25 protein-coding genes are annotated in these 22,451 nt (G+C 61.0%); 11 read left to right on the top strand and 14 right to left on the bottom strand.

Going from position 1 to position 22,451, the window contains the following annotated elements; genetic code table 11:
• Positions 1–153: 153 nt before the first annotated feature.
• Positions 154–615, bottom strand: a complete 462-nt coding sequence (locus tag JV241A_RS27705) for a hypothetical protein (protein WP_240047879.1) — start codon at positions 613–615, stop codon at positions 154–156.
• The gene (gene mauJ, locus JV241A_RS27860) at positions 608–979 is read right to left on the bottom strand and encodes a methylamine utilization protein MauJ (RefSeq protein WP_345789729.1); all 372 of its coding nucleotides are present in this window, start codon (positions 977–979) and stop codon (positions 608–610) included. The genes JV241A_RS27705 and mauJ overlap by 8 nt, the downstream gene beginning before the upstream one ends.
• Here mauJ and JV241A_RS17075 point away from each other — a divergent pair.
• Complete coding sequence (locus JV241A_RS17075; RefSeq protein WP_134063644.1) at positions 952–2,016, top strand: hypothetical protein; 1,065 nt, start codon at positions 952–954, stop codon at positions 2,014–2,016. The two genes, mauJ and JV241A_RS17075, sit on opposite strands and share 28 nt — an antisense overlap.
• A 298-nt stretch (positions 2,017–2,314) precedes the next feature.
• Here JV241A_RS17075 and JV241A_RS17070 read toward each other — a convergent pair whose 3' ends face one another.
• The 3 genes from JV241A_RS17070 to JV241A_RS17060 all read right to left on the bottom strand — a co-directional run bounded on the left by JV241A_RS17070 (position 2,315) and on the right by JV241A_RS17060 (position 4,572).
• Entirely contained in the window at positions 2,315–2,749 is a 435-nt protein-coding gene (locus JV241A_RS17070) for a DUF2846 domain-containing protein (protein WP_134063642.1), read from the bottom strand.
• A 152-nt stretch (positions 2,750–2,901) separates the two neighbouring features.
• Positions 2,902–3,924 (bottom strand): LLM class oxidoreductase, encoded by a 1,023-nt coding sequence (locus tag JV241A_RS17065; protein ID WP_134063640.1) that lies wholly within the window; start codon positions 3,922–3,924, stop codon positions 2,902–2,904.
• A gap of 21 nt (positions 3,925–3,945) precedes the next feature.
• Entirely contained in the window at positions 3,946–4,572 is a 627-nt protein-coding gene (locus tag JV241A_RS17060; RefSeq protein ID WP_134063638.1) for a glutathione S-transferase family protein, read from the bottom strand.
• 117 nt (positions 4,573–4,689) lie between these two features.
• Between JV241A_RS17060 and JV241A_RS17055 the strand changes: the two genes are divergently transcribed.
• Positions 4,690–5,580, top strand: a complete 891-nt coding sequence (locus JV241A_RS17055; protein WP_134063636.1) for a LysR substrate-binding domain-containing protein — start codon at positions 4,690–4,692, stop codon at positions 5,578–5,580.
• On the opposite strand, the gene JV241A_RS17050 is transcribed toward JV241A_RS17055, so the two are convergent.
• Positions 5,532–6,128, bottom strand: a complete 597-nt coding sequence (locus JV241A_RS17050; RefSeq protein WP_134063634.1) for a hypothetical protein — start codon at positions 6,126–6,128, stop codon at positions 5,532–5,534. The genes JV241A_RS17055 and JV241A_RS17050 overlap by 49 nt on opposite strands.
• 237 nt (positions 6,129–6,365) lie before the next feature.
• Between JV241A_RS17050 and JV241A_RS17045 the strand changes: the two genes are divergently transcribed.
• The gene (locus JV241A_RS17045; RefSeq protein ID WP_115088113.1) at positions 6,366–7,379 is read left to right on the top strand and encodes a diguanylate cyclase; all 1,014 of its coding nucleotides are present in this window, start codon (positions 6,366–6,368) and stop codon (positions 7,377–7,379) included.
• A 55-nt stretch (positions 7,380–7,434) separates the two neighbouring features.
• Here the strand turns inward: JV241A_RS17045 and lpdA are convergent, their stop codons facing one another.
• From lpdA to JV241A_RS17025, 4 genes are read right to left on the bottom strand one after another with little or no spacing between them, the layout of a single operon-like run.
• On the bottom strand, positions 7,435–8,820 hold the full coding sequence (gene lpdA, locus JV241A_RS17040) for a dihydrolipoyl dehydrogenase (RefSeq protein ID WP_134063632.1): 1,386 nt from the start codon (positions 8,818–8,820) through the stop codon (positions 7,435–7,437).
• Between the two features lie 2 nt (positions 8,821–8,822).
• Positions 8,823–10,094, bottom strand: a complete 1,272-nt coding sequence (locus JV241A_RS17035; RefSeq protein WP_115088111.1) for a dihydrolipoamide acetyltransferase family protein — start codon at positions 10,092–10,094, stop codon at positions 8,823–8,825.
• Entirely contained in the window at positions 10,095–11,153 is a 1,059-nt protein-coding gene (locus tag JV241A_RS17030; RefSeq protein WP_038996423.1) for an alpha-ketoacid dehydrogenase subunit beta, read from the bottom strand.
• A gap of 1 nt (position 11,154) precedes the next feature.
• The gene (locus JV241A_RS17025; protein WP_115088110.1) at positions 11,155–12,387 is read right to left on the bottom strand and encodes a 3-methyl-2-oxobutanoate dehydrogenase (2-methylpropanoyl-transferring) subunit alpha; all 1,233 of its coding nucleotides are present in this window, start codon (positions 12,385–12,387) and stop codon (positions 11,155–11,157) included.
• A gap of 201 nt (positions 12,388–12,588) precedes the next feature.
• On the opposite strand from JV241A_RS17025, the gene bkdR reads away from it, so the two are divergent.
• The 3 genes from bkdR (at position 12,589) to JV241A_RS17010 (ending at position 16,042) form a co-directional block, all read left to right on the top strand.
• Positions 12,589–13,074, top strand: a complete 486-nt coding sequence (gene bkdR / locus JV241A_RS17020; RefSeq protein ID WP_045189126.1) for a Bkd operon transcriptional regulator BkdR — start codon at positions 12,589–12,591, stop codon at positions 13,072–13,074.
• A gap of 217 nt (positions 13,075–13,291) precedes the next feature.
• Entirely contained in the window at positions 13,292–14,533 is a 1,242-nt protein-coding gene (locus tag JV241A_RS17015) for a glutamine synthetase family protein (RefSeq protein WP_177414891.1), read from the top strand.
• 171 nt (positions 14,534–14,704) lie between these two features.
• Positions 14,705–16,042 (top strand): MFS transporter, encoded by a 1,338-nt coding sequence (locus JV241A_RS17010; RefSeq protein ID WP_115088504.1) that lies wholly within the window; start codon positions 14,705–14,707, stop codon positions 16,040–16,042.
• 101 nt (positions 16,043–16,143) lie between these two features.
• On the opposite strand, the gene JV241A_RS17005 is transcribed toward JV241A_RS17010, so the two are convergent.
• From JV241A_RS17005 to flgA, 4 genes are all read right to left on the bottom strand, one after another.
• On the bottom strand, positions 16,144–16,887 hold the full coding sequence (locus JV241A_RS17005) for a flagellar brake protein (RefSeq protein WP_134063628.1): 744 nt from the start codon (positions 16,885–16,887) through the stop codon (positions 16,144–16,146).
• Between the two features lie 81 nt (positions 16,888–16,968).
• Positions 16,969–17,436 (bottom strand): flagellar protein FlgN, encoded by a 468-nt coding sequence (locus tag JV241A_RS17000; protein WP_134063626.1) that lies wholly within the window; start codon positions 17,434–17,436, stop codon positions 16,969–16,971.
• 45 nt (positions 17,437–17,481) lie between these two features.
• The gene (gene flgM, locus JV241A_RS16995; RefSeq protein WP_115088106.1) at positions 17,482–17,799 is read right to left on the bottom strand and encodes a flagellar biosynthesis anti-sigma factor FlgM; all 318 of its coding nucleotides are present in this window, start codon (positions 17,797–17,799) and stop codon (positions 17,482–17,484) included.
• Positions 17,800–17,967: 168 nt separating this feature from the next.
• Positions 17,968–18,720 carry a flagellar basal body P-ring formation chaperone FlgA gene (flgA, locus tag JV241A_RS16990; RefSeq protein WP_115088105.1) on the bottom strand — a complete coding sequence of 251 codons (753 nt, stop codon included), beginning with the start codon at positions 18,718–18,720 and terminating at the stop codon, positions 17,968–17,970.
• 69 nt (positions 18,721–18,789) lie between these two features.
• Between flgA and JV241A_RS16985 the strand changes: the two genes are divergently transcribed.
• The 5 genes from JV241A_RS16985 to flgD all read left to right on the top strand — a co-directional run bounded on the left by JV241A_RS16985 (position 18,790) and on the right by flgD (position 22,440).
• Positions 18,790–19,719 carry a chemotaxis protein CheV gene (locus tag JV241A_RS16985; protein ID WP_010224956.1) on the top strand — a complete coding sequence of 310 codons (930 nt, stop codon included), beginning with the start codon at positions 18,790–18,792 and terminating at the stop codon, positions 19,717–19,719.
• 52 nt (positions 19,720–19,771) lie between these two features.
• Entirely contained in the window at positions 19,772–20,599 is an 828-nt protein-coding gene (gene cheR, locus JV241A_RS16980; RefSeq protein ID WP_115088103.1) for a protein-glutamate O-methyltransferase CheR, read from the top strand.
• A gap of 227 nt (positions 20,600–20,826) precedes the next feature.
• The gene (gene flgB, locus JV241A_RS16975; protein ID WP_115088101.1) at positions 20,827–21,234 is read left to right on the top strand and encodes a flagellar basal body rod protein FlgB; all 408 of its coding nucleotides are present in this window, start codon (positions 20,827–20,829) and stop codon (positions 21,232–21,234) included.
• A gap of 3 nt (positions 21,235–21,237) precedes the next feature.
• The gene (flgC, locus tag JV241A_RS16970; protein WP_010224960.1) at positions 21,238–21,681 is read left to right on the top strand and encodes a flagellar basal body rod protein FlgC; all 444 of its coding nucleotides are present in this window, start codon (positions 21,238–21,240) and stop codon (positions 21,679–21,681) included.
• A 15-nt stretch (positions 21,682–21,696) separates the two neighbouring features.
• On the top strand, positions 21,697–22,440 hold the full coding sequence (gene flgD, locus JV241A_RS16965) for a flagellar hook assembly protein FlgD (RefSeq protein WP_134063624.1): 744 nt from the start codon (positions 21,697–21,699) through the stop codon (positions 22,438–22,440).
• Positions 22,441–22,451: the final 11 nt, after the last annotated feature.

Below are 22,451 nucleotides of genomic sequence, written 5' to 3'. Positions count from 1 at the left end.
ATCCGCCTGGAGGGCCGTGAGGGATCCAGCGAGACGCAAGTTTTTGAGGGGCGACTTCTGCGGTCGGGGGTACCAAGGATGTGCTGAGGCGAGCGTGATCATGTGTAGGGGCTTCACCACCCTCGGTGGCGGCAATGTAGCGTTCAACCATCTTCAGGGGGGCATCCCCTCCAATAACGCTTTGAGCCCGTCAATGATCTGACGATGCCTCGTCAGATCTGGCATTGCGTTGAAGAGCACGAAAGGTTCTGATTTACCTAAGCGCTGTTGAAGGTTTGAAGACCAGATTTCCACCGACGCATTACAGTACAAGGCGAATTTAAACTCCTGAAGGGAGAGCTCCGACTGGATGTCACTTCTGCTATCACGCCGCTCATTTAGTAAGCCACAGCCCGCTAGAGGATCTATTAGGAGACGCTCGTTTCTGAAATCCATCCAGAAAATAAACGCCACTCGACCGTTGGCCGACTCCAGACGAACACCTACCTTCCCGTCATCCATGCCTGCGGATGAAAGGCGCATGTTTCCAAGGGGAGTGCATGATTTTCCTTTGCGTGCGAGTACGTAAAACTCATCGGGAATTTCGTATTGCGGATTAGGGACGAGCTCACCCACCCCGCGTTAACCCGTCCAACTGCTCTTGGTCAAACAGAGCACGAAATCCTTCGAGCTCATACAGGTGCTCCCGTTCATATGCCCACCGTGCTGGCACCCCAAGACGCTCCTCCATAGCGAGCTCAGCAAGATGTCTCATCAGTGGCTTGTCCATGTGAATCCGCTGGCGATCATCCGGGTCATCCGGGTCTACGATATCGTCGCGTTCGGCATGGGCGATAGCATGGCGGCCTTGTGTTGCTAGGTACTCGGAAATGTCAGTCCCAAGAGCCTGCAACTCATCACGACGCGCAATTGAGTCTCCGTCCGTTAATACCGAGAGGGCCTGCTGGATCCATGGCCCTCGTTCTCGGCCAACAGGCACTCGTCAGCATCTCCGATATTGATAAAGTTTTGAATTCAGAGGTCTTTAAGTCTCTGGGTAATGCGGTACTGCTGTCCACTAAAATTTTATCGCTGTTGCTGAGCGAGGCGGCTGATGTGGTGGCACCATACGTGGCCTACCTAATCATGAAAAAAGGCATTGGTTCATTGGATGTCGTTTGGCTGTTGCAAAACTATAGTTCGCTCAAGGCTGCCGTAGAGCCTCACGGAGTTAATCCGCAAGAGATTCTGAATTGGTTTAATGGCTGGGATGCCCACGCAGGGAAACACGCCGATAAACCTCAGATCATTGACGCCAAGTTGTCTGAGGCGATTTTCACCGCTCCAGAGACGCAATTTAAGGTATTTAAAGAAGCGTCATTTAAGTTCCTGGACTCTAGTGATCGGAGCGAGGAGGGGTGGAAGAAAATCATCGTTGATGCCTGGCCTCAGGTCGCGATCATTGCGCGTGCCATGGCGGACAAGTCCGTTCCGCTGGCCAGCGCCGAGCCGATTAGTGACGCCATAGTGGCTACCTTGAGTGACTACGTTCATAGCGATGAGTCGGTCCAACTGAACAACCAGACATTAGCCATGCTGAATGCATTGCTACAGGCGCTCGATGAGCAGCTAAGACATGTAGTCGGAGGCCGCCTCCGTGCTCTGTTCTACTCCGATCCCAAAGACATCGGCAGACTTTTCGAGGTGCTCGACAGCTTCGGAAACCTAATCTTGGACATCCAGCCGGCTAACAGTGAGGAAGCTACTCGGTTAATCAGGCTGTTGGACTACATCGGAAGATACCCAGACGCTACACAGCGGGCAGCGAGTTTCCTGGATGGAAAAGCCGAACAGCTGTCGAGATTCAGGTATTCCGAGAGGCTGCGAGAAGGAATGGCGTCTGTAGTGACGAAGCTTGAAAATCGAACCCCTAGAATATTCAAGAAATTCGCAAGAAAGTCCTGGTTCACCAGCTTGTTCAAATCCAAGACCTCTAAAGAGATCGCTGAGGAGGTAGGAGACGGGATTGAGGAGTAAGGGGTGTCGTCATCTATGAAGTGGCAATGGGGCTGCGGTGCAGCCCCTTCGAGTACTTAGAACTCCATCATCCAAGTCCCTTCTGGCTCGCCTTGTCCGGGGTATTTAGCCGGGTTTGGTTCTCGCCGAGTTGCCGCATCCTTGACGGCAAATTCCCATTGTTATTGGCCTTCGGTAAGCGCTGTGACGGCAGCGCAAGTCCCAGTTCGCAGATAGCCTATGTTCCGTCACTGCTAAATTGGAATGACAAGGGTGTGCCGCTTGGGTCCCTCCCTTGGAGAGAGGGGCTCTAACAGTATCAGAGGGAGCTGGCCAATTTGGTTTCCAACACGCCTTCTTTACCCTCAGCCTCGGGCACCAGGTGCAGCTGGCTACGTGCGTAACCGAATCCCATTTTCACTTCTTGCCACACGTAGATGTTCTTCCCTGGCAGAGTATTAACTTTGAGCATGGTTAAGTTTTCGGCATCAGATCCGATGGTGTGCGGCCCGGCCGGCACATCGGCAACCAAGTAAGTATTGGCTGCAGTTGCCCCGATCACGCGACCATCGATAGTGACGGTCATCTTAATGGCTGCACCCATGGTCTCGTTTCGGTAAATGTAGATCCTCGACATATCCGGGATCGTGCCGAACCGCTTCATCTCGTTATCGGTGGCCTGGTCACCCATAGGCACAGATGCGCAGCCGTGGAGAGCACCGATGAGGGCTAATAGCCCGACAGTCCTTTTCATGTATCGTCCCTATCTAGAGGTGGCGAAATGCCACTAGCAGGCCGTTATACAATGGGGCCAGTGACTTGCCAATCCAGATGGAATGGCAAGTCTGCAAAAAAAATACCGAGATTGGAAGTTGCCAGGCCGCAGCGCCAGCTGCGGCCTGTGGCCTACCAATCCTGGCGCAATGGCAACGGCCCTTCATGGGACGCAAACAGCGGTAGCACTTCTTCTGCCAGCTCCTGAATCACTTCGTCTGCCGGCCGCTGGCAAAACTGTATGCCCAGCGCCGCATGATTGACCCCGGCATCCTGCCATTCCCCGAGCAGATCAATCAGCCCCTTGCGCCCGGTCCTCAGCACGTAGCCGCCTTGCATGGCCGTGCGTGGAAAGTCGGGGTTGGCGTCCAGGTCGATCCACTCGTTGGTCACGTGCGGACGAAAGCCGCCACCGGGAATGTGGTCGCGCCAGGCGCGGATTTTTTCGGCCAGGCGCCGAGGGCCGAGAATGTTCTCGGTTGCCTCAGGAAAGGTCAGCCAGCCATCGGCCTGCTCGCCCAGCCACTGCAGGGACTGGCGCGAGCTGCCGGTCACCAGCAGGGGGATGGCTCCGCTGACGGGCTTGGGCAGCAGTTGCGCGCCACTAAGGTGGCCCAGTGCTGATTGAATCGGATGGTCGCCAACCTGCAGCAGTTGGCGAAAATAACGCACTGCCTCGGCAAAGCGCTCGCCACGCTCGCTGTGTTCCAGGCCATAGGCGGGAAACTCAATCGGGCGGTCCCCGGAGGCGATACCCATGACCAGGCGCCCGCCTGACAACTGGTCGATGGTAGTGGCGGCCTTGGCCAGGTCGATCGGATGACGCAAGGCGAAGATCGCGCTGCCCGTCGCCAGGGCGATGCGCCGGGTGTGCGCGGCCAGGTAGCTGAGGTAGGCGAAAGGATCGAACAGCTGGCCGGCATCGCCAAAGTGCGGATCGTACAACGGCACATCACGCACCCAGACGGCGGCAAAGCCGAGGCGGTCGATCTCGCCGACCAGCGCGGCCTGACCATTGAGCACCGCCATGTCGCCGCGGTAGAAGCGCAGCGGCAGGAAGATACCCAGAGTCAGGTGGTCGGCGGCGAACATGCGTCGATAGCCGGGGTGATGGGCGAAGGCATGGGCGCTGGCGCCCGTTAATGTCGGGTTCATCGGCAAATTCCTTGTTGCGCTTCAGGGGCCAGTGGCAGGTGCTGGCAGGCGGATGCCGCGCTGGACGGCAGGGCGCTGACTGACGCGCTCATGCCAGGCGCTCAGATGCCGGTACTGGCTGAAATCGAAGTCGATAACCTGGGCGATATGGGTCCAGCCGAAGGTGGCGATGTCAGCGATCGAATAGCTGCTGCCCGCCAGCCAGGGCCGGTCGGCCAGGCGTTGGTCGAGGGTGCTGAACAGTTCTTCGCTCAGGCGCCGGTAGCGGGCGATGGCCTCGGGGCAGGGCTGCTGGGCGAACAGTTCGAAATGCACGCGCTGACCCAGAATCGGCCCCATGCTCGCTGCGTGAAACTGCAACCAGGTAATGGTCGCCCAGCGTTCGCTGGGGGTATCCGGCAGCAGGCGTGCGCTCTTTTCGGCCAGGTACAGCAGGATCGCCGCAGACTCGAAGAGGGTGATATCGGACTCGGGATCGACCAGTACCGGGATGCGTCCATGGGGGTTGAGCTTGAGAAAGTCAGCCTGGCGATGCTCGCCACGGTCGATCTGCACGTGCTTGAGGGTGTAGGGCAGCCCTAGTTCTTCCAGGGCGATGGTGATCTTGAAGCCATTAGGTGAGCTATCGCTATAAAGAATCAACGGCATGGGCCTTCTCTTCAGGAGTGTTCAGAGAAGGGCTATGCTAGGCAGGCCTTGGCTGATTGAAAAACGATCAATTCTGCGTTTAGGCGATAGATTTTCTAAACCATGGAGAGGGTAGAAATGGGCGCGGTTCTACCGTTGTTGGCATTGCGGGCCTTCACTGAAGCGGCACGTCTGGGCAGCCTCAAGGCGGCCGCCGAGCGCATGGGGGTAACGCCGGGGGCGGTCAGCCAGCAGGTGCGCCTGCTCGAGGCGCGCATGGGCGTGGTGTTGTTCGTGCGTGGCCGCCATGGCGTGCACCTGAGCGAAGCCGGCGCGCGGGTGTATCCGGGGCTGCTCAAGGGCTTCGATCAGATCGAGGCATCGCTGGCATTGCTGGAGCAACTGGCGCCGGGCAAGACCCTGACCATCAGCACCGTGCCGTCTTTCGCAGCCTCCTGGCTGGTACCGCGCCTGGGCCGTTTCAATGCCTTGCACCCGCAGATCGAAGTGCGCGTCGAGGCCTCGGCCAAGCTGGTGGATTTTCAACGTGAGCGTATCGACGTCGCCCTGCGCCATGGGCTCGGCCAGTACCCGGGGCTGGCGTCGATTCGTTTACTGGCACCGGTCCTGTTGCCGGTGGCCAGCCCGCAGTTGCTGGCGCAAGGGCCGGCCTTGAAGCGCCCCGCCGATTGTCTTAAGTATCCGCTGCTGCACGATGCCGATCGCGCCGACTGGATGCTTTGGCTACAGGCTCATGGCGTGGCCGATGAGCCGCGGGCAGCACGCGGTGCGAGTTTCGAGGATGACCTGCTGCTGTTGCGTGCAGCGGCTGCAGGCCAGGGTATAGCGCTGGTACAGGACACCCACGCTGCGGAAGACCTGGCCAGCGGCAAGCTGCAACTGGCCCTCGACAAACCCTGGCCTGCGCGTTTCGCCTACTACCTGGTGTGCCGACAAGAAGCCTTGCAGCGCCCCGAGGTTCAGGCATTCGCCGATTGGGTCAGAGCAGAGGCGGATGCCAGGTCTTGATCCTTATTGTCATCGCTGCCACCTTGGGTCGCAGTCAGATTAGCCACCAGCTTGGCTGACATTGCCGGCCCTTGCAGCTGGGAGTTGAGGCTGGCCAGTGACTCCAGCTCGGTCTGCTTTTTCATCTGCTCGGCGATCTTGCGTTCGATCTTGTCCTTCTCGGCAGGTGGCAAGGCCTCGAACTCTTCCTGGCTGATGCCCAGTTCGTTGAGCAGCTTGAGCTTGATCTTCTCCGCCGGGCTCAGGGCCATGTACTCGCGAAACGCCTGAGTGGCGCTCTTGCCGGATTCGCTGGTGCCGATGCTGGCCTGCTCACGCATGTCCACATCCGGGTTCTGCAGCTGTACCTTGAGCTTGGCGAAAGCTTCCTCGCGGGCGTCTTCGGCACTTTGCTGCGAGCTATTGCCATGGCTGTGCTGCTGCCGATTGGCACTGCTGGTGGGCACCGGCGGGCGGAACTGGGCCTGTTCGGCGGCGGCCGCCTCGGCCACGCCACGGGTCGGGTTGATGGTCAGCGGCTGGGCGCCGACGGCATTGATGCTACTCACCTGATCACTCTCCTTGATGGATGCAAGTTGACCATCGATCAATGGCAAGTCTTGTGCCAGCTCTGCTGACAGGTCCACGAGCTAGTATATTCAGGGGGTGGCGCTGTACGGCGGGTAGGAAATCGGAGCATGCTTTGCCCCGAAGAGGAAAACCCTTGCCGTCAGCGGCAAATCAATTCAAACCGGCAGCACCAACATCCGGCTGGGGCGTAGTTGCCTGGACAAGGGAGATCGTCCATGACTCAAACGTCAGATACACCACCATTGAAGGCCCCGCTGGCCGATTTCAGGGAAGAGCAGTTACAAACCCTGCTGGAGTTGATCAGCGACGGGATCTGGGACTGGAATGCCAACACCGGTTACGTCTACCGCAATCCCGGGTGGTACAGGATGCTCGGCTACCCGAGCCATTCCCTGGACAATACGGTGCTGACCTGGGAAGGGGTGATCCACCCCGAGGACTATCCGCGGGTGATGGCGCATTTCGAGGATTACCTCACTGATCGCGCCGGGCGGTACCGCATCCAGTACCGCTGTCGTTGCCGGGATGGCAGCTACCTGTGGATCGAGGACAGCGGCCACATAATTGCGCGCAACGAGGATGGTTCGGTGGCGCGGATGCTCGGTGCCCACCGCAATATCGATGACGCCAGGCGCCTGGTTGATCGGCTGGAGGAGAAGAACCTGAGCCTGGAAGCGCAGATCGCCGAGCGCACCCGCGAGCTGTCCTGGGTCAACCAGCAACTGCAGCGCCAGCTCGATGAGAACCGCGACCTGGCCGAGCGCGATGCCCTGACCCTGGTGGCCAACCGTTACCGCCTGGAAAAGGTCCTGCAGCAGGAGTGTGAGCGGGCGCGGCGCTTTCGCCAGCCGCTGGCGCTGATCATCATGGATATCGACGACTTCAAGCCGATCAACGACCAGTACGGCCATGCCCAGGGTGATCAGGCGCTGATCGCCTCGGTGGAGCGGATCAAGGTCTGCCTGCGCAGCGATGACCTGCTGGCGCGGTGGGGCGGTGATGAGTTCGTTGCGGTGCTGCCGGGCACGCAGCGGCAAGAGGCGCTGCAGCTGGCGCGGCAGATTCGCCAGGCGCTGGAGCAGGCGCCGCCGGTGGGCGAGCGGTTGCTGACCATGAGCTATGGCGTGGTCGAGTGGCTGGAAGGTGAAGGGCAGGCGCAACTGCTGTGCCGGGCGGACCAGGCGCTGTACCGGGCCAAGGCGGCCGGCAAGGATGAAATCGGTGAATGAAAAAGGACCCGCTGCACGGAGCAGCGGGTCAAATCGGCCTCAGCCGCTTCAGTGTCTACAGATGCAGGGCGTGCCCCAGGGCGCGCAGTGCCGCTTCCTGTACCGCCTCACCCAGGGTTGGGTGAGCGTGGATGGTTCCCGCCACATCTTCCAGGCACGCGCCCATTTCCAGTGACTGGGCAAAGGCGGTGGACAGCTCCGAGACGCCAACGCCGACCGCCTGCCAGCCGAGAATCAGGTGATTGTCGCGACGGGCGACCACGCGCACGAAACCGCTTTTCGATTCCAGGGTCATGGCTCGGCCGTTGGCGGCGAACGGGAACTGCGCAACGATGCAGTCCAGGCCATCCTGCTCGACCTGTTCCGGGGTCTTACCGACCACCACCAGTTCCGGGTCGGTGAAACACACCGCGGCAATGGCGGCCGGTTCGAAGCGCCGCGACTTGCCGGCAATGATTTCGGCAACCATTTCACCCTGGGCCATGGCCCGGTGGGCGAGCATCGGTTCACCGCTGATATCGCCGATGGCCCAGACGTTGAGCATGCTGGTCTTGCATTGGTCGTCGATGGCAACCGCCGAACCGTTCATCTTCAGCGCCAGGCTTTCCAGGTTGAAGCCCTGGGTGCGCGGCTTGCGCCCGACCGCGACCAGTACCTGGTCAGTGCTCAGTTGCAGCAGTTCTCCCTCAGGGTCACGTACCTGCAACGCCTGCTTGTCGGCATCGAAACCTTCGACGCTGTGCTTGAGGTAGAGCTTGATCCCCAGCTTCTTGATCGACTCGGCCACCGGTGCAGTCAGTTCACTGTCGTAGGTTGGCAGGATGCGCTCGCGGGCTTCGACCACGCTGACCTCGACGCCAAGCTTGCGGTAGGCGATGCCCAGCTCCAGGCCGATGTAGCCGCCGCCAACCACGGTCAGGTGCTTGGGCAGGGTTTTCGGCGCCAGGGCCTCGGTGGAGGAAATGATCGGGCCACCCAGCGGCAGCATCGGCAGTTCGACGCTGCTTGAGCCGGTGGCCAGCAGCAGGTGCTCGCACTGGATGCGCTGGCCGTCGACTTCGACGTGCTTGCCATCGAGAATCTTCGCCCAGCCGTGGATCACCTTGACCCCGTGTTTTTTCAGCAGGGCCGCGACGCCGCTGGTCAGGCGATCGACGATGCCGTCTTTCCAGGCCACGCTCTGGGTGATGTCCAGGCTCGGTGGCGAGACCTTGATGCCCAGGCTCGACTGCTGGCTGTGCAGCTGGGTCTGGTGGAACTGCTCGGCGACGTGGATCAGCGCCTTGGACGGAATGCAGCCGATGTTCAGGCAAGTGCCACCCAGGGCCTGGCCTTCGACCAGCACCGTGGGAATGCCCAGTTGGCCGGCGCGAATGGCCGCGACATAACCGCCGGGGCCGCCGCCGATGATCAGCAGGGTAGTGTTGAGCGTCTGTTGCATGGTCACTCCACAAACAGGCTGGCAGGTTGTTCGAGCAGGCCGCGGATGGCCTGGATGAAGAGTGCCGCGTCCATGCCATCGACCACGCGGTGATCGAACGAGCTGGAGAGGTTCATCATCTTGCGAATGACGATCTGGCCATTGATGACCATCGGCCGTTCAACCATGCGGTTGACCCCGACAATCGCCACTTCCGGGGTGTTGACTACCGGGGTGGAGACGATGCCGCCGAGGGCGCCGAGGCTGGTCAGGGTGATGGTCGAGCCTGACAGTTCTTCACGGCTGGCCTTGTTGCCGCGGGCGGCGTTGGCCAGGCGCACGATCTCGCCGGCGTTGCTCCACAGGCTGCCGGCTTCGGCGTGGCGCAGTACCGGTACCATCAGGCCATTGTCGCCCTGGGTGGCGATGCCGACATGCACCGCGCCGTGGCGGGTGATGACCTGGGCTTCGTCGTCGTAGGTGGCGTTGATCTGCGGGAACTCGCGCAGGGCGACGACCATGGCGCGCACCAGGAATGGCAACAGGGTCAGCTTGCCACGGCTGTCGCCCCACTTCTTGTTCAGGTGCTGGCGCAGCTCTTCCACGGCGGTGACGTCGATTTCCTCGACGTAGCTGAAGTGGGCGACGCGGCGCTTGGCATCCTGCATGCGCTGGGCAATCTTGCGGCGCAGGCCGATCACCGGGATCTGCTCGCTGTCGTTGCGCTTGGCGTAACCGCCAGGGGCACTTTGGCTGCTGGTGGTTGGCTGGGCCAGGAAGGCGTCGAGGTCGTCGTGCAGGATGCGTCCGGCCGGGCCGCTGCCATGTACGTAACGCAGCTCGATGCCGGCATCCAGGGCACGCTTGCGCACGGCAGGCGAGGCCAGTGGGCGTTCGTGGGCTTCGCGCGGAACGATGGCGGCGGGCTGGTGGGTGGAGGCTGCGGGTGCAGCAACGGGTGCTGGTGCAGCAGGTTTTGCTGCTGGTTCAGGGGCAGGTGCAGCGACTGCACTGGCCTCTTCGCGGGGCAAGCCCGCTCCTACGTTGCCGGCGCCTTCGACTTCGATGCGGATCAGTTCGCTGCCCACCGCCATGACTTCACCGGGCTGGCCGCCCAGGGCCAGGACCTTGCCGCTGACCGGCGAAGGGATTTCGACGGTGGCCTTGTCGGTCATGACATCGGCCACGACCTGGTCTTCAGTGACGGTATCGCCGACCTTGACGAACCATTCCACCAGTTCAACTTGTGCGATGCCTTCACCGATATCCGGCATCTTGATGACGTGCGTGCCCATTCAGACCTCCATGACCCGTTTCAATGCCGCGCCCACTCGCGAAGGGCCGGGGAAATACGCCCACTCCTGTGCGTGCGGGTAGGGGGTGTCCCAACCGGTGACGCGTTCGATCGGAGCTTCGAGGTGATGGAAGCAGTGTTCCTGGACCAGCGCGATCAGCTCGGCACCGAAGCCGCAGGTGCGCGTGGCTTCATGGACCACCACGCAACGGCCGGTCTTTTTCACCGACTCGACGATGGTTTCCAGGTCCAGCGGCCAGAGGCTGCGCAGGTCGATGACCTCGGCGTCGACGCCGGTTTCTTCAGCGGCCACCTGCGAGACATAGACGGTGGTGCCATAGGTCAGCACGGTGACGTCCTTACCCGGGCGGGTAATCGCCGCCTTGTCCAGCGGCACGGTGTAGTAGCCGTCCGGTACGGCGCTGGCCGGGTGTTTCGACCACGGGGTTACCGGGCGGTCGTGGTGGCCGTCGAACGGGCCGTTGTACAGGCGCTTGGGCTCAAGGAAGATCACCGGGTCGTCGTTTTCGATCGAGGCGATCAGCAGGCCTTTGGCGTCGTAAGGGTTGGAAGGCATCACGGTACGCAGGCCACAGACCTGGGTGAACATCGCTTCAGGGCTCTGGCTGTGGGTCTGGCCGCCGTAGATACCGCCACCGCAGGGCATGCGCAGGGTCAGCGGGGCGACGAACTCGCCGGCCGAGCGATAACGCAGGCGGGCCATTTCCGAGACGATCTGGTCGGAGGCCGGGTAGAAGTAGTCGGCGAACTGGATTTCCACCACCGGGCGCAGGCCATAGGCACCCATGCCCACGGCGGTTCCGACGATGCCACTTTCGGAGATTGGCGCATCGAATACCCGCGACTTGCCGTACTTGGTCTGCAGGCCTTCGGTGCAACGGAACACGCCACCGAAGTAGCCGACGTCCTGGCCATACACCACGACGTTGTCATCGCGCTCTAGCATGATGTCCATGGCCGAGCGCAGGGCCTGGATCATGGTCATGGTGGTGGTCGCCATAGCGGTTTCCAACTGGATTGAAGTGTTGTGATCGTTCATGTCAGATCCCCAGTTCCTGGCGCTGCCGGCGCAGGTGCTCCGGCATCTCCTTGTAGACATCCTCGAACATCGAGGCCGGGCTCGGCATCTGGCCGCCAGCCAGGGTGCCGTACTGCTCGGCTTCTTTCTGCGCCTTGATGATCTCGGCCTCGAGCTCGGCGCTGACCGCCTGGTGCTCTTCTTCGGACCAGTGACCGATGGCGATCAGGTGCTGTTTGAGGCGGGCGATCGGGTCGCCCAGGGGGAAGTGACTCCAGTCGTCGGCCGGACGGTACTTGGACGGATCGTCCGACGTCGAGTGCGGGCCGGCACGGTAGGTGACCCATTCGATCAGGGTCGGGCCGAGGCCCAGGCGGGCGCGTTCGGCGGCCCAGCGGGAGGCCGCGTACACGGCGATGAAGTCGTTGCCGTCGACGCGCAGGGAGGCGATGCCGCAACCCACGCCACGACCGGCGAAGGTGGTCGACTCACCACCGGCGATGGCCTGGAAGGTGGAGATCGCCCACTGGTTGTTGACCACGTTGAGGATTACCGGCGCACGGTAGACGTGGGCGAAGGTCAACGCGGTGTGGAAGTCCGATTCGGCAGTGGCACCGTCACCGATCCAGGCCGAGGCGATCTTGGTATCGCCCTTGATGGCCGAGGCCATGGCCCAGCCGACCGCCTGGACGAACTGGGTCGCCAGGTTGCCGCTGATGGTGAAGAAGCCGGCTTCGCGCACCGAATACATGATTGGCAGCTGGCGGCCCTTGAGCGGATCGCGCTCGTTGGACAGCAGTTGGCAGATCATCTCCACCAGCGAAACGTCGCGGGCCATGAGGATGCTTTGCTGGCGATAGGTGGGGAAGCACATGTCGCTGCGGTTCAGGGCCATGGCCTGGCCGCTGCCGATGGCTTCTTCACCCAGGCTCTGCATGTAGAACGACATCTTCTTCTGCCGCTGGGCAACCACCATGCGGCTGTCAAACAACCGGGTCTTGAGCATGGTGCGCATGCCCTGGCGCAGGATCTCGGGGCTGACGTCCTCGGCCCAGGGGCCCAGGGCATTACCCTTGTCATCCAGCACCCGGATCAGGCTATAGGAGATGTCCGCGGTATCGGCGGCTTCTACATCGACGGGAGGTTTACGGACCTGACCGGCATCGTTCAGACGCAGGTAGGAAAAATCGGTCTGGCAGCCTGGCCGGCCTGTAGGCTCGGGCACATGCAAACGCAGGGGGGCGTACTCGTTCATGCTTTTTTACGCTCGCTCTGTCTTGTGTTTTTGTTGAGCTTTGAAGCGGTCGCTACTGACACCCGGCTTGTGACCATGGAGTCAGTCTTGTCCTACATGATATTCCGGCGCCTGAAGAATATTTTTCTCAAGTTCGTTGCCTTTGCTTCGGCTTGCGGATAAACATTCCTTATAAAGACAAAAAACAGGTGATTTTCTCTCATGCGTAAACTGGATCGTACGGATATCGGCATTCTCAACAGCCTCCAGGAAAATGCCCGGATCACCAACGCCGAGCTGGCGCGCTCGGTGAACCTCTCGCCGACACCTTGCTTCAACCGGGTCAAGGCCATGGAAGAACTCGGGGTGATTCGCCAGCAGGTGACCTTGCTGGCGCCGGAGGTGCTGGGCCTGGATGTGAATGTGTTCATCCATGTCAGCCTGGAGAAGCAGGTCGAGCAATCCCTGCATCGTTTCGAGGAGGAAATTGCCGAGCGCCCGGAGGTCATGGAGTGCTACCTGATGACCGGCGACCCTGATTACCTGTTGCGCGTATTGCTGCCGAGCATCCAGGCCCTGGAGCGCTTTCTCGACTACCTGACGCGCTTGCCGGGGGTGGCCAATATCCGTTCGAGTTTTGCCCTGAAACAGGTGCGCTATAAAACCGCGCTGCCGCTGCCGGCCAATGGCCTGACCCTGCCAGGCTAGGCTGTGTAGAAAATTACGTTCACATCGTCCGTTTGGCGCTTGAAATTTCGAACGCCCGGTGCCTATGTTGTAACCGTCGCCGTTCCCGGCATGCGAAAACAACAAGGATAGAGTCATGACGACCAATGGCCAAAACTCACTCGCCGAGCGATTGACGGGCATTGATGAGATCGAGTGCATTACCCCGGACCTCAATGGAGTGCCGCGGGGCAAGGTGATGACCGCTGAAGGCTTTCTCGAAGGCCGCCGCCTGCAGATGGCCCGCGGCGTCCTGCTGCAATGCATCATGGGCGGTTACCCGGCGGCGCGCTTCTATGGCAGCGACGATGGCGACCTGGCGCTGGTGGCCGACCCGCAGCACATCTATCGCCTGCCCTGGAGTGATGAGCCGCGGGCCCTGGCGATTTGCGATGCGGTCGAGCTCAACGGCGAAAGCTCTGGACTGTCCAGTCGCGGCCTGCTCAAGGCGGTAATCGCTCGTTACGCCGCCCGTGGCCTGGCGCCGGTGGTGGCGACCGAGCTTGAGTTCTTTGTCTTCGCCCCCAACAGCGATCCCAACCAGCCGTTCCTGCCGCCGCTGGGCAAGGACGGTCGTCGTGAAGAGGGCCATTCGGCGTTCAGCGTCAGCTCCAACAATGGCCTGCGTCCGTTCTTCGCTGAGGTCTATCGCTGCATGGCCGCCCTGGGTCTGCCGCGCGATACTTTCATGCACGAGATGGGCGTCAGCCAGTTCGAGATCAACCTGCTGCACGGCGACCCGCTGCTGCTGGCCGACCAGACCCTGCTGTTCAAGCACCTGCTCAAGGAAGTTGCGCTCAAGCATGGCCTGACCGTGGTGTGCATGGCCAAGCCGTTGGCGCACACGCCGGGTAGCTCCATGCACATTCATCAGAGCGTGGTGGAGGTGGATGGCGGGCGTAATGTCTTCAGCGATGCCGAGGGCAAGCCGACGCCGACCTTCTATCACTTCATCGGCGGCCAGCAGGCCTGCATGGCGGATTTCACTGCCCTGTTCGCGCCGAACGTGAACTCCTACCAGCGCCTCTGCCACCCCTACGCCTCGCCCAACAATGCCTGCTGGTCCGAAGACAACCGCGCGGCCGGCTTGCGTATTCCGGCCAGTTCACCCGTGGCGCGACGGGTCGAGAACCGTCTGCCAGGCGCTGATACCAACCCGTACCTGGCGATTGCCGCAAGCCTGGCGGCCGGCCTGTACGGTATCGAACAGCAGCTTGAACCGGCGCCAGCAATCCAGGGCGAATTCGCGGTGCCGGATCATTTGAGCCTACCATGTACCTTGCATGCGGCATTGGAGCGTCTGAAGCGTAGCGAGCTGGCGCGGGAACTGTTCGGCAAGGAGTTCATCGAAGGTTACATCGCCACCAAGACCCTGGAGTTGACCAGTTTCTTCGATGAGATCACCCCGTGGGAGCGTCGCGTACTGGCAGCTCAGGCGTAACCCGCGAGGCGTTTTTGACGCAGTGCTCGGACAATTCAAAAGCAGGTGGCAGACATTCTTCGATAAGCGTCTGCCACCTGTTTTTTTATGCCAGCCGCCTGCAACACGGTTTTTTTCACTTATGCTTTCAAGCAGTTTTTCCACCAGCTCAAGGAGCCGTTCGGGACGCTGATGCGACAGATCTGGAAGTCTTTTCGCGCGCTGTATTTCGCTGCGCTGATGATGTTGATCGGCTCCGGCTTGTTGAGTACCTACCTGGCCTTGCGCCTGGCTGCCGACCACGTCGACAGCCTCTGGGTCGGTGCGCTGATGGCCGCCAACTATTTCGGCCTGGCCTTGGGCGGCAAGATCGGCCACCGGCTGATTGCCCGGGTCGGGCATATCCGTGCCTATGCCACCTGCGCCGGGATCGTCGGCGCGGCGGTGCTCGGCCATGGCCTGGTCAGCTGGCTGCCGGCCTGGGTGGTGCTGCGGATCATCGTTGGTCTCGGCATGATGTGCCAATACATGGTCATTGAAAGCTGGCTCAACGAGCAGGCCGATGCCAAGCAGCGGGGCGCGGTGTTCAGCGGCTACATGATCGCTTCGTACCTGGGCCTGGTGCTCGGTCAGTTGATCCTGGTGGTGCATCCGCAACTGGGTCTTGAATTGCTGATGCTGGTGGCCATGTGCTTTGCCCTGTGCCTGGTGCCGGTGGCGCTCACTCGCCGGATTCACCCGGCGCCGCTCAGACCTGCGCCGATGGAGCCGCGCTTCTTTATCAAGCGTGTGCCGCAGTCGCTGAGTACGGTGCTCGGTGCTGGGCTCATTGTCGGTTCCTTCTATGGCCTGGCGCCTTTGTATGCGGCCAAGCAGGGGCTGAGTACCGAGCAGGTGGGTCTGTTCATGGGGTGCTGCATTTTCGCCGGGCTGCTGGTGCAGTGGCCGCTGGGTTGGTTGTCGGACCGCTACGACCGCGCGGTGCTGATTCGCAGCGTTGCGGTGGGCCTGGCAATTGTCGCCTTGCCGCTGGCGATCATGCCGGCCGTGCCGTTGGAGGTGCTGTTTGTCGCGGGCTTTGCGGTGTCGCTGCTGCAGTTCTGTTTGTACCCGCTGGCGGTGGCGTTTTCCAACGACCACGTCGAGGGCGAGCGACGGGTTTCGCTGACGGCAATGCTGCTGGTGACCTATGGCGTGGGGGCGAGCATCGGGCCATTGGTGGCCGGGGTGATGATGAAGCTGCTGGGCAACCAGATGCTCTATGCCTTCTTCGTATTTTTTGCTCTGGTGCTGGTCTGGCGGATCCGGCCGAAAGCGGTTACCGGTTTGCACCAGGTCGACGATGCGCCGCTGCATCACGTGGCAATGCCGGCGGCAGGTTCACCCTTGTCGGCAGCGCTGGACCCACGGGTTGACGAGCAGGTGGTGCAGGATCAGATGCAGACGCCGGTGGCAGCCGAGGATACCGAGGCGGAGGAGGGGGCTGAAGCTGAAGTTGTGGCTGAAGAGGTCAAACCGACGCAGGTGTGATGGAGTGGTCGGGGCCGCGTTGCGGCCCATCGCCGGCAAGGCCGGCTCCCACGTATGCAGCGCACCTGTGGGAGCTGGCGTTGCCAGCGATGGGTTGCGACTCAGTAATCGTCTTTATCGAACCGCCGCGCTTCACGCTGCAGCTGATACACAAAGGTTTCCACCTTGCGCTGCATCTGCCCGTTGAGGTTGTGAAAGCGTACGCCGGCAAAAGTGGCATTGATACGCTCTTCGAAATGCAGATGGCGCAGCTCGACCTCGACCTGGGACAACCCCAGTGGTGCGCCGGTGGCGAACTTTTCGTAGACCTGGCCCAGTTGCAGGCGCTCTTCGACATTGCCTTCAAAGCGCAACTTGCAGCCAGTGGCGGAAATATCCAGCAGCTTGCCGCGCAAGGTGCCATTGCCCTTGAGCTTGTCGCCGTCGAGTGCCACATCCACCAGTTGGGTAAGCTTCAGCGCCGCGCGAAACGCATTGCGGCGCTGATGGTAGGCGACCTCGGTCGGCAGGGTGCCGCGGTAGCAGCGATGGCCGTCGGCTTCGACGATGCTCAGCGGGCTGTTGCACTCCCAGGCAATGCGCACGCCATCATGAAAGCCTTCAACGCGAAACGGTTCGCCATTTTGCAGGTAGCGTTCGCCGTCGCGAGGGATCATTTCATCAAGGGCCAGGCGGTTGCCTTCGCGGTCGACTTCAACGACATAGCTTTGAAAGCGCTGGCTGCGTTCGTGGAAGGTGATGATCAGCGGGTCATGGCTCTCTTGCAGCGACCGCAAGTTGGCGGCAATTTCCAAAGGGGTGGTGAGCACCTTCGGAGGCTGCGGAGCTTCTGCTTCATTGAACACGGTTAATCATTCTCCAGGCAAAATCGTCACACGCAAGTTACGGCATTTTGCCAGTATGTTCCGTGCCTTGATACAGGGGAATCAAGCCTGGCTCAGCGCCCGTGGCTTGGCGAGGGGAGAGGTGGCCCCACGGCTGTCGTAGAGCGACGGCGCTTCGCCGCCCATGAGGATTCTGATCTGGTTGGCGGTGGTGCTTTGCTGGAGCTGGATCGAGCGGCCATTGCGCTCGTTGACTGCCTGGCAGTCAGCCAGCAGTTGGCCCAGTACATCCAGTTGCTGCAACAGCAACTCGCCGAAGGATGACTCGCTGGCCAGTTGGGCGACGCCCTCGCGGTCCTGGGACAGGCCCAGGCCTGCAAGCAGCTCACTACGCTGGCGGCCATGCTGATCGAGGAGGATCACCAGCGACTGCTTGCGCGCCAGAATGTTTTCCAGCAGCGGCATGTCGCGGCCGTGCAGGGCTACATTCTCGGTCTGCAGTAATTCGAGCAGTTCTTGCGCTGGAGCAATATCGTTTTCGATCAGTTGCAGCAGAGTAGTGTCGTGCATGGCTGGCTCTTTGGTTCAAGCGTCCTGAAGTCAGCGCGCCGGGGGCTAGCGCTGGGCTTCGAAATTAAGCAGTTTGCTGGCGACGCGGTTGCTGTCGACCTGGTAGCTGCCGTCGGCGATAGCCTGTTTCAACTCGGCCACCCGGGCGCTGTTGACAATCGGCTGGTCGCGCAGCTTGTCGCTGACCTTTTGCAACTGCTGGGCCTCGTGGCTGAGGTGTACGGTTTCCCCGCTGGCGCTGTTCTCAACGACGCTGCCAGCCTTGGCCGAAGCGGTGCTGGCGGTGCTTTCCTGGCTGCTGCCGGTACGCACGCCGCCCGCAACGGACGGGGAGTTATTCAAACGACTGAAGTCGATGACCATGATCAGAAAACCTCTGGGTATTTGGACGCTTGCCTTGTTTTCGGCCAACCCGAAAGAAACTTTAGGCGCAAATGCTCAATGGCGTGCGCGGCCGGTTCGGGGCATCCAATGGGACACAGTTTAGGAAAAGCAGTTCCTGATCGCCAGCATTGTTGTTGATTCAAGTACCTACATGGCCACTTCCACCTGGCCCGGCCCGGTGACCCTGGCCTTGACCACCCGCTTGGAGTTGAGGTTGCGTACCCGGATCTGTTCGCTCAGGCCGCCCTTGCTCAACGCTTCGCCGGGCATGCGCACGGCCAGGCTGCCGCTGCGGGCGGTTATCACCACCTGGTCACCCTTGCGCACCACCTCGGCCTGTTCCAGATGCTGGGGGGTAAGGACCTGATCCATGACCGTTGGTCGGATAACCTTGAGCCCTACCGCCTGGTCGAGGCTGCCGAGAAAACCCTGGTTGAGCATGCCCACGTCGCGTTCACGCAGGGCCACGTCCTGTTCGCCGACGATGCTGTCGCGCTTGAGCGGGCGAACCACGGTCACCACATTGCGAAACAGACGTACCTGGGCGGGCACGAACACCGTCCACGGTGAACTGCCGTCGCAACGAACCCGCACGGTGACGCGGCCCATCGGCTGCGCCGGGCTCTCCAGCGCGGCGCCCAACTGCTGGTCGCACAGCGGCATGCGCAGGCGCGGATCGAGGTTGTTGACCTGGATCTCGTAGCGGCCTTCGGTCTGGCTGGTGGCCAGGTAATCTTCTACGGTGAATTCAAGAAACCCCTGGGTGACACCGATAAGCTGTTCAGGCAAGGTGAAAGCGTCAGCCAGAGTTCGAGCGCCAGGGGCCAGCAGGCACAGCGCAGCAAGGAAGCCGGGCAGGTGGCGGGTCAGGCGTCGGAAAAATGTCGTTTTCATGTTCATACGATTAAAAAAAGCAAAGCGCGTGCCGACTGGGTACGAAGCTCGAAGCGTTTGGTGAAGGAGTCTGGCATGGCTGGTGTAATGGATTCGGTGAACCAGCGCACGCAACTGGTAGGGCAGAACCGCCTGGAGCTGCTGTTGTTCCGTCTCAATGGCGAGCAGCTCTATGGCATCAACGTGTTCAAGGTGCGGGAAGTGCTGCAATGCCCGAACCTGACCGTAATGCCCAAGTCCAGCCCCGTCGTGCGCGGTGTCGCGAATATTCGTGGGGCAACCATCCCGATCCTCGATCTGGCGATGGCGACCGGAATGCCCGGTCTGAGTGAAGAAACCAGCAAGAGTTTCGTCATCATCACCGAGTACAACACCAAGACCCAGGGGTTTTTGGTGCATTCGGTGGAGCGCATCGTCAACATGAACTGGGAGGAGATCCATCCGCCACCCAAGGGCACCGGGCGCGATCACTACCTGACGGCGGTGACCCGGGTCGACAACAAGATGGTCGAGATCATCGACGTGGAGAAAATCCTCGCCGAAGTGGCACCGACCTCCGAGGCGATTTCCGCCGGTGTGGTGGATGCCGAGGTGCAGGACAAGGCGGTGATGCTGCGGGTGCTGACAGTCGATGACTCGTCGGTGGCGCGCAAGCAGGTCAGCCGTTGCCTGCAGACCGTCGGCGTCGAGGTGGTGGCGCTCAACGACGGCCGTCAGGCGCTCGACTACCTGCGCAAGCTGGTCGACGAGGGCAAACGGCCGGAAGAAGAGTTCCTGATGATGATCTCCGACATCGAGATGCCGGAGATGGACGGCTACACCCTGACGGCCGAGATCCGCAGCGACCCGCGCATGCAAAAGTTGCACATCATCCTGCATACTTCGCTTTCCGGGGTGTTCAACCAGGCGATGGTCAAGAAGGTCGGTGCCGATGACTTCCTGGCCAAGTTCCGCCCGGACGACCTCGCCCAGCGCGTTGTTGATCGGATCAAGGCCACGCACTAACGGCCAGGAGCGTTCGCTCCTGGCGGTACATACGATTTAAGAGGCGGCATCATTGTCTACGGGTAATTTGGATTTCGAACAGTTCCGGGTCTTCCTGGAAAAAGCCTGTGGCATCCTGCTGGGCGAAAATAAGCAATACCTGGTCTCCAGCCGTCTCAACAAGCTGATGGAGCAGCAGGGCATCAAGTCCCTGGGCGAACTGGTGCAGCGTATCCAGAGCCAGCCGCGCAGTGGTTTGCGCGAGCAGGTGGTCGATGCCATGACCACCAACGAGACCCTCTGGTTTCGCGACACCTATCCATTCGAGGTGCTGAAGAACAAGGTGTTGCCCGAGCAGATCAAGGCCAACCCCGGGCAGCGCCTGCGCATCTGGTCGGCGGCCTGCTCGTCGGGGCAGGAGCCGTACTCGATCTCCATGGCTATCGACGAGTTCGAGCGCAGCAACATTGGCCAGTTGAAGATGGGTGCGCAGATCGTTGCCACCGACCTGTCCGGCTCGATGCTGAACAACTGCAAGACCGGCGAATACGACAGCCTGGCGATTGCCCGCGGCCTGTCCCAGGAGCGCCTGCAACGTTACTTCGACGTCAAGGCGCCGGGGCGCTGGGCGGTCAAGGCGCCGATTCGCAGCCGTGTCGAGTTCCGCTCGTTCAACCTGCTCGACAGCTATGCGAGCCTGGGCAAGTTCGACATCGTGTTCTGCCGCAACGTGCTGATCTACTTCTCGGCCCAGGTCAAGAAGGACATCCTGCTGCGCATTCACGGCACGCTCAAGCCGGGCGGATACCTGTTCCTGGGCGCGTCCGAAGCGCTCAACGGTTTGCCGGATCATTACCAGATGGTCCAGTGCAGCCCGGGGATCATCTATCAGGCCAAATAGGCCTTAGCGGCAAGCCACAAGCTGCAAGCGGCAAGAAAGAGAGCAGATCGCGCGCAGCCTGGCTTTTTCTTGCCGCTTGAAGCTTGCCGCTTGCCGCTCTTTTGCCACTTTTCTGGCATTGCCACTGGCGGCAAACTCCTCAGAGCCCCGTATTTACGGGGTTTTGTTTTTTGGCATGGCTCTTGCTCTAGCTCAGTCAACGAAAAACCTTCGAAGGTTTCCCCGACATGAGCATCAGCTTCGACAAAGCGCTCGGCATCCACGAAAAGGCATTGGGCTTTCGCGCCCAGCGTGCCGAGGTGCTGGCCAACAACATCGCCAACGCCGATACGCCCAACTACAAGGCGCGCGACATGGACTTCGCTTCGGTTCTGGCGGCCCAGGCCGAGCAGACCAGCAAGGGTCATTTCGCGCTGGATCGTACCAACGCCCGGCACATCGAGGCCGAAGGCCTGAGCATGGGCGACGAGTCCTTGCAGTACCGCACGCCGATGCAGCCGTCGATCGATCAGAACACCGTCGATGCCCAGCTCGAACAGTCGAGCTACGCGGAAAACGCCGTGGGCTTCCAGGCCAGCTTCACGCTGCTCAACAGTAAATTCAAAGGGCTGATATCAGCCCTGCGCGGAGAGTAAGTCATGTCCCTCGCCAGTGTCTTCAACATTGCCGGTAGCGGCATGAGCGCCCAGACCACGCGTCTGAACACCGTCGCTTCGAACATCGCCAACGCCGAGACCGTCTCGTCGAGCATCGACCAGACCTACCGTGCCCGTCACCCGGTATTTGCCACCACCTTCCAGCAGGCCCAGGCCGGTGTCAGCCAGTCGCTGTTCCAGGACCAGGATGCTGCCGGCCAAGGTGTGCAGGTGCTCGGCGTGGTCGAGGACCAGAGCAATCTCGAGGCGCGCTACGAGCCGAACCATCCGGCAGCGAACAAGGACGGCTACGTCTACTACCCGAACGTCAACGTGGTGGAAGAGATGGCTGACATGATCTCCGCCAGCCGCTCGTTCCAGACCAATGCCGAGCTGATGAACACGGCCAAAACCATGATGCAGAAGGTCCTGACCCTGGGTCAGTGATAAGGGACGAAGCCAATGGCAAGCGTTAACGATCCAACAGCCGGCGTAAGCCTGAACGACGTCATCAAGGCGTCGGGCAAGAAGAACAGCGAAACCAGTGCCAACAGTGCCGCCGGTATCGCCTCGGCCACCAACAGCAAGACCGGCGCCAACAAGCAGGCACTGGGCAAGGACGCGTTCCTGCAGTTGCTGGTGACCCAGATGCAGCACCAGAACCCGCTCGATCCGCAGGACAACAGCGAGTTCGTGGCCCAGTTGGCGCAGTTCAGCAGCCTGGAAGGCATCACCTCGCTGAACGAGTCGGTGACCGCGATTTCCGGCAACTACAAGTCTTCGCAGGCACTGCAGGCCTCGTCGCTGGTCGGTCGCTCGGTGGTTGCCCAGACCGACAAGGCCGTGGTCGATACCACCAAGAGCCTCAACGGTTCGGTGGTGGTTCCGCAGGCGGTCAGCAATGCCACCGTCACCATTACCGACAAGGATGGCAAGTTGGTCAAGACCATCGACATGGGGGCGCAGAAGGCCGGCAATGCCTCTTTCGTCTGGGACGGTACCAACGACAAGGGCGAGAAGGTCGATCCGGGTACCTACACCTTTGCCGCCAAGACCACCGTCGATGGCAAGCAGCTGGACATGTACACCATGCTGCCGGCCACCGTCAGCAGCGTCACCATCAGTCAGACTGGCGGCGAGATGATGCTCAATCTTGCCGGCCTGGGCAGCATCGCCCTGTCCAAAATCCAAACCATCGGTATATAGAGCCGGCTAAC

The sequence above is a fragment of the Pseudomonas sp. JV241A genome (assembly GCF_900275665.1).
GTDB classification, from domain to species: Bacteria; Pseudomonadota; Gammaproteobacteria; order Pseudomonadales; family Pseudomonadaceae; genus Aquipseudomonas; species Aquipseudomonas wadenswilerensis.
The sequence above is the reverse complement of the archived record's forward strand: the minus strand, read 5'-3'. Positions and strand labels throughout refer to the sequence as shown.

Excerpts from the sequence above, each read along its gene's own strand:
- JV241A_RS17075 (WP_134063644.1), top strand. The coding sequence starts at position 952 with ATGGCCCTCGTTCTCGGCCAACAGGCACTCGTCAGCATCTCCGATATT.
- JV241A_RS17070 (WP_134063642.1), bottom strand. The coding sequence starts at position 2,749 with ATGAAAAGGACTGTCGGGCTATTAGCCCTCATCGGTGCTCTCCACGGC.
- JV241A_RS17065 (WP_134063640.1), bottom strand. The coding sequence starts at position 3,924 with ATGAACCCGACATTAACGGGCGCCAGCGCCCATGCCTTCGCCCATCAC.
- JV241A_RS17060 (WP_134063638.1), bottom strand. The coding sequence starts at position 4,572 with ATGCCGTTGATTCTTTATAGCGATAGCTCACCTAATGGCTTCAAGATC.
- JV241A_RS17055 (WP_134063636.1), top strand. The coding sequence starts at position 4,690 with ATGGGCGCGGTTCTACCGTTGTTGGCATTGCGGGCCTTCACTGAAGCG.
- JV241A_RS17045 (WP_115088113.1), top strand. The coding sequence starts at position 6,366 with ATGACTCAAACGTCAGATACACCACCATTGAAGGCCCCGCTGGCCGAT.
- lpdA (WP_134063632.1), bottom strand. The coding sequence starts at position 8,820 with ATGCAACAGACGCTCAACACTACCCTGCTGATCATCGGCGGCGGCCCC.
- JV241A_RS17035 (WP_115088111.1), bottom strand. The coding sequence starts at position 10,094 with ATGGGCACGCACGTCATCAAGATGCCGGATATCGGTGAAGGCATCGCA.
- JV241A_RS17030 (WP_038996423.1), bottom strand. The coding sequence starts at position 11,153 with ATGAACGATCACAACACTTCAATCCAGTTGGAAACCGCTATGGCGACC.
- JV241A_RS17025 (WP_115088110.1), bottom strand. The coding sequence starts at position 12,387 with ATGAACGAGTACGCCCCCCTGCGTTTGCATGTGCCCGAGCCTACAGGC.
- bkdR (WP_045189126.1), top strand. The coding sequence starts at position 12,589 with ATGCGTAAACTGGATCGTACGGATATCGGCATTCTCAACAGCCTCCAG.
- JV241A_RS17015 (WP_177414891.1), top strand. The coding sequence starts at position 13,292 with ATGACCGCTGAAGGCTTTCTCGAAGGCCGCCGCCTGCAGATGGCCCGC.
- JV241A_RS17010 (WP_115088504.1), top strand. The coding sequence starts at position 14,705 with ATGCGACAGATCTGGAAGTCTTTTCGCGCGCTGTATTTCGCTGCGCTG.
- JV241A_RS17000 (WP_134063626.1), bottom strand. The coding sequence starts at position 17,436 with ATGCACGACACTACTCTGCTGCAACTGATCGAAAACGATATTGCTCCA.
- flgM (WP_115088106.1), bottom strand. The coding sequence starts at position 17,799 with ATGGTCATCGACTTCAGTCGTTTGAATAACTCCCCGTCCGTTGCGGGC.
- flgA (WP_115088105.1), bottom strand. The coding sequence starts at position 18,720 with ATGAACATGAAAACGACATTTTTCCGACGCCTGACCCGCCACCTGCCC.
- JV241A_RS16985 (WP_010224956.1), top strand. The coding sequence starts at position 18,790 with ATGGCTGGTGTAATGGATTCGGTGAACCAGCGCACGCAACTGGTAGGG.
- flgB (WP_115088101.1), top strand. The coding sequence starts at position 20,827 with ATGAGCATCAGCTTCGACAAAGCGCTCGGCATCCACGAAAAGGCATTG.
- flgC (WP_010224960.1), top strand. The coding sequence starts at position 21,238 with ATGTCCCTCGCCAGTGTCTTCAACATTGCCGGTAGCGGCATGAGCGCC.
- flgD (WP_134063624.1), top strand. The coding sequence starts at position 21,697 with ATGGCAAGCGTTAACGATCCAACAGCCGGCGTAAGCCTGAACGACGTC.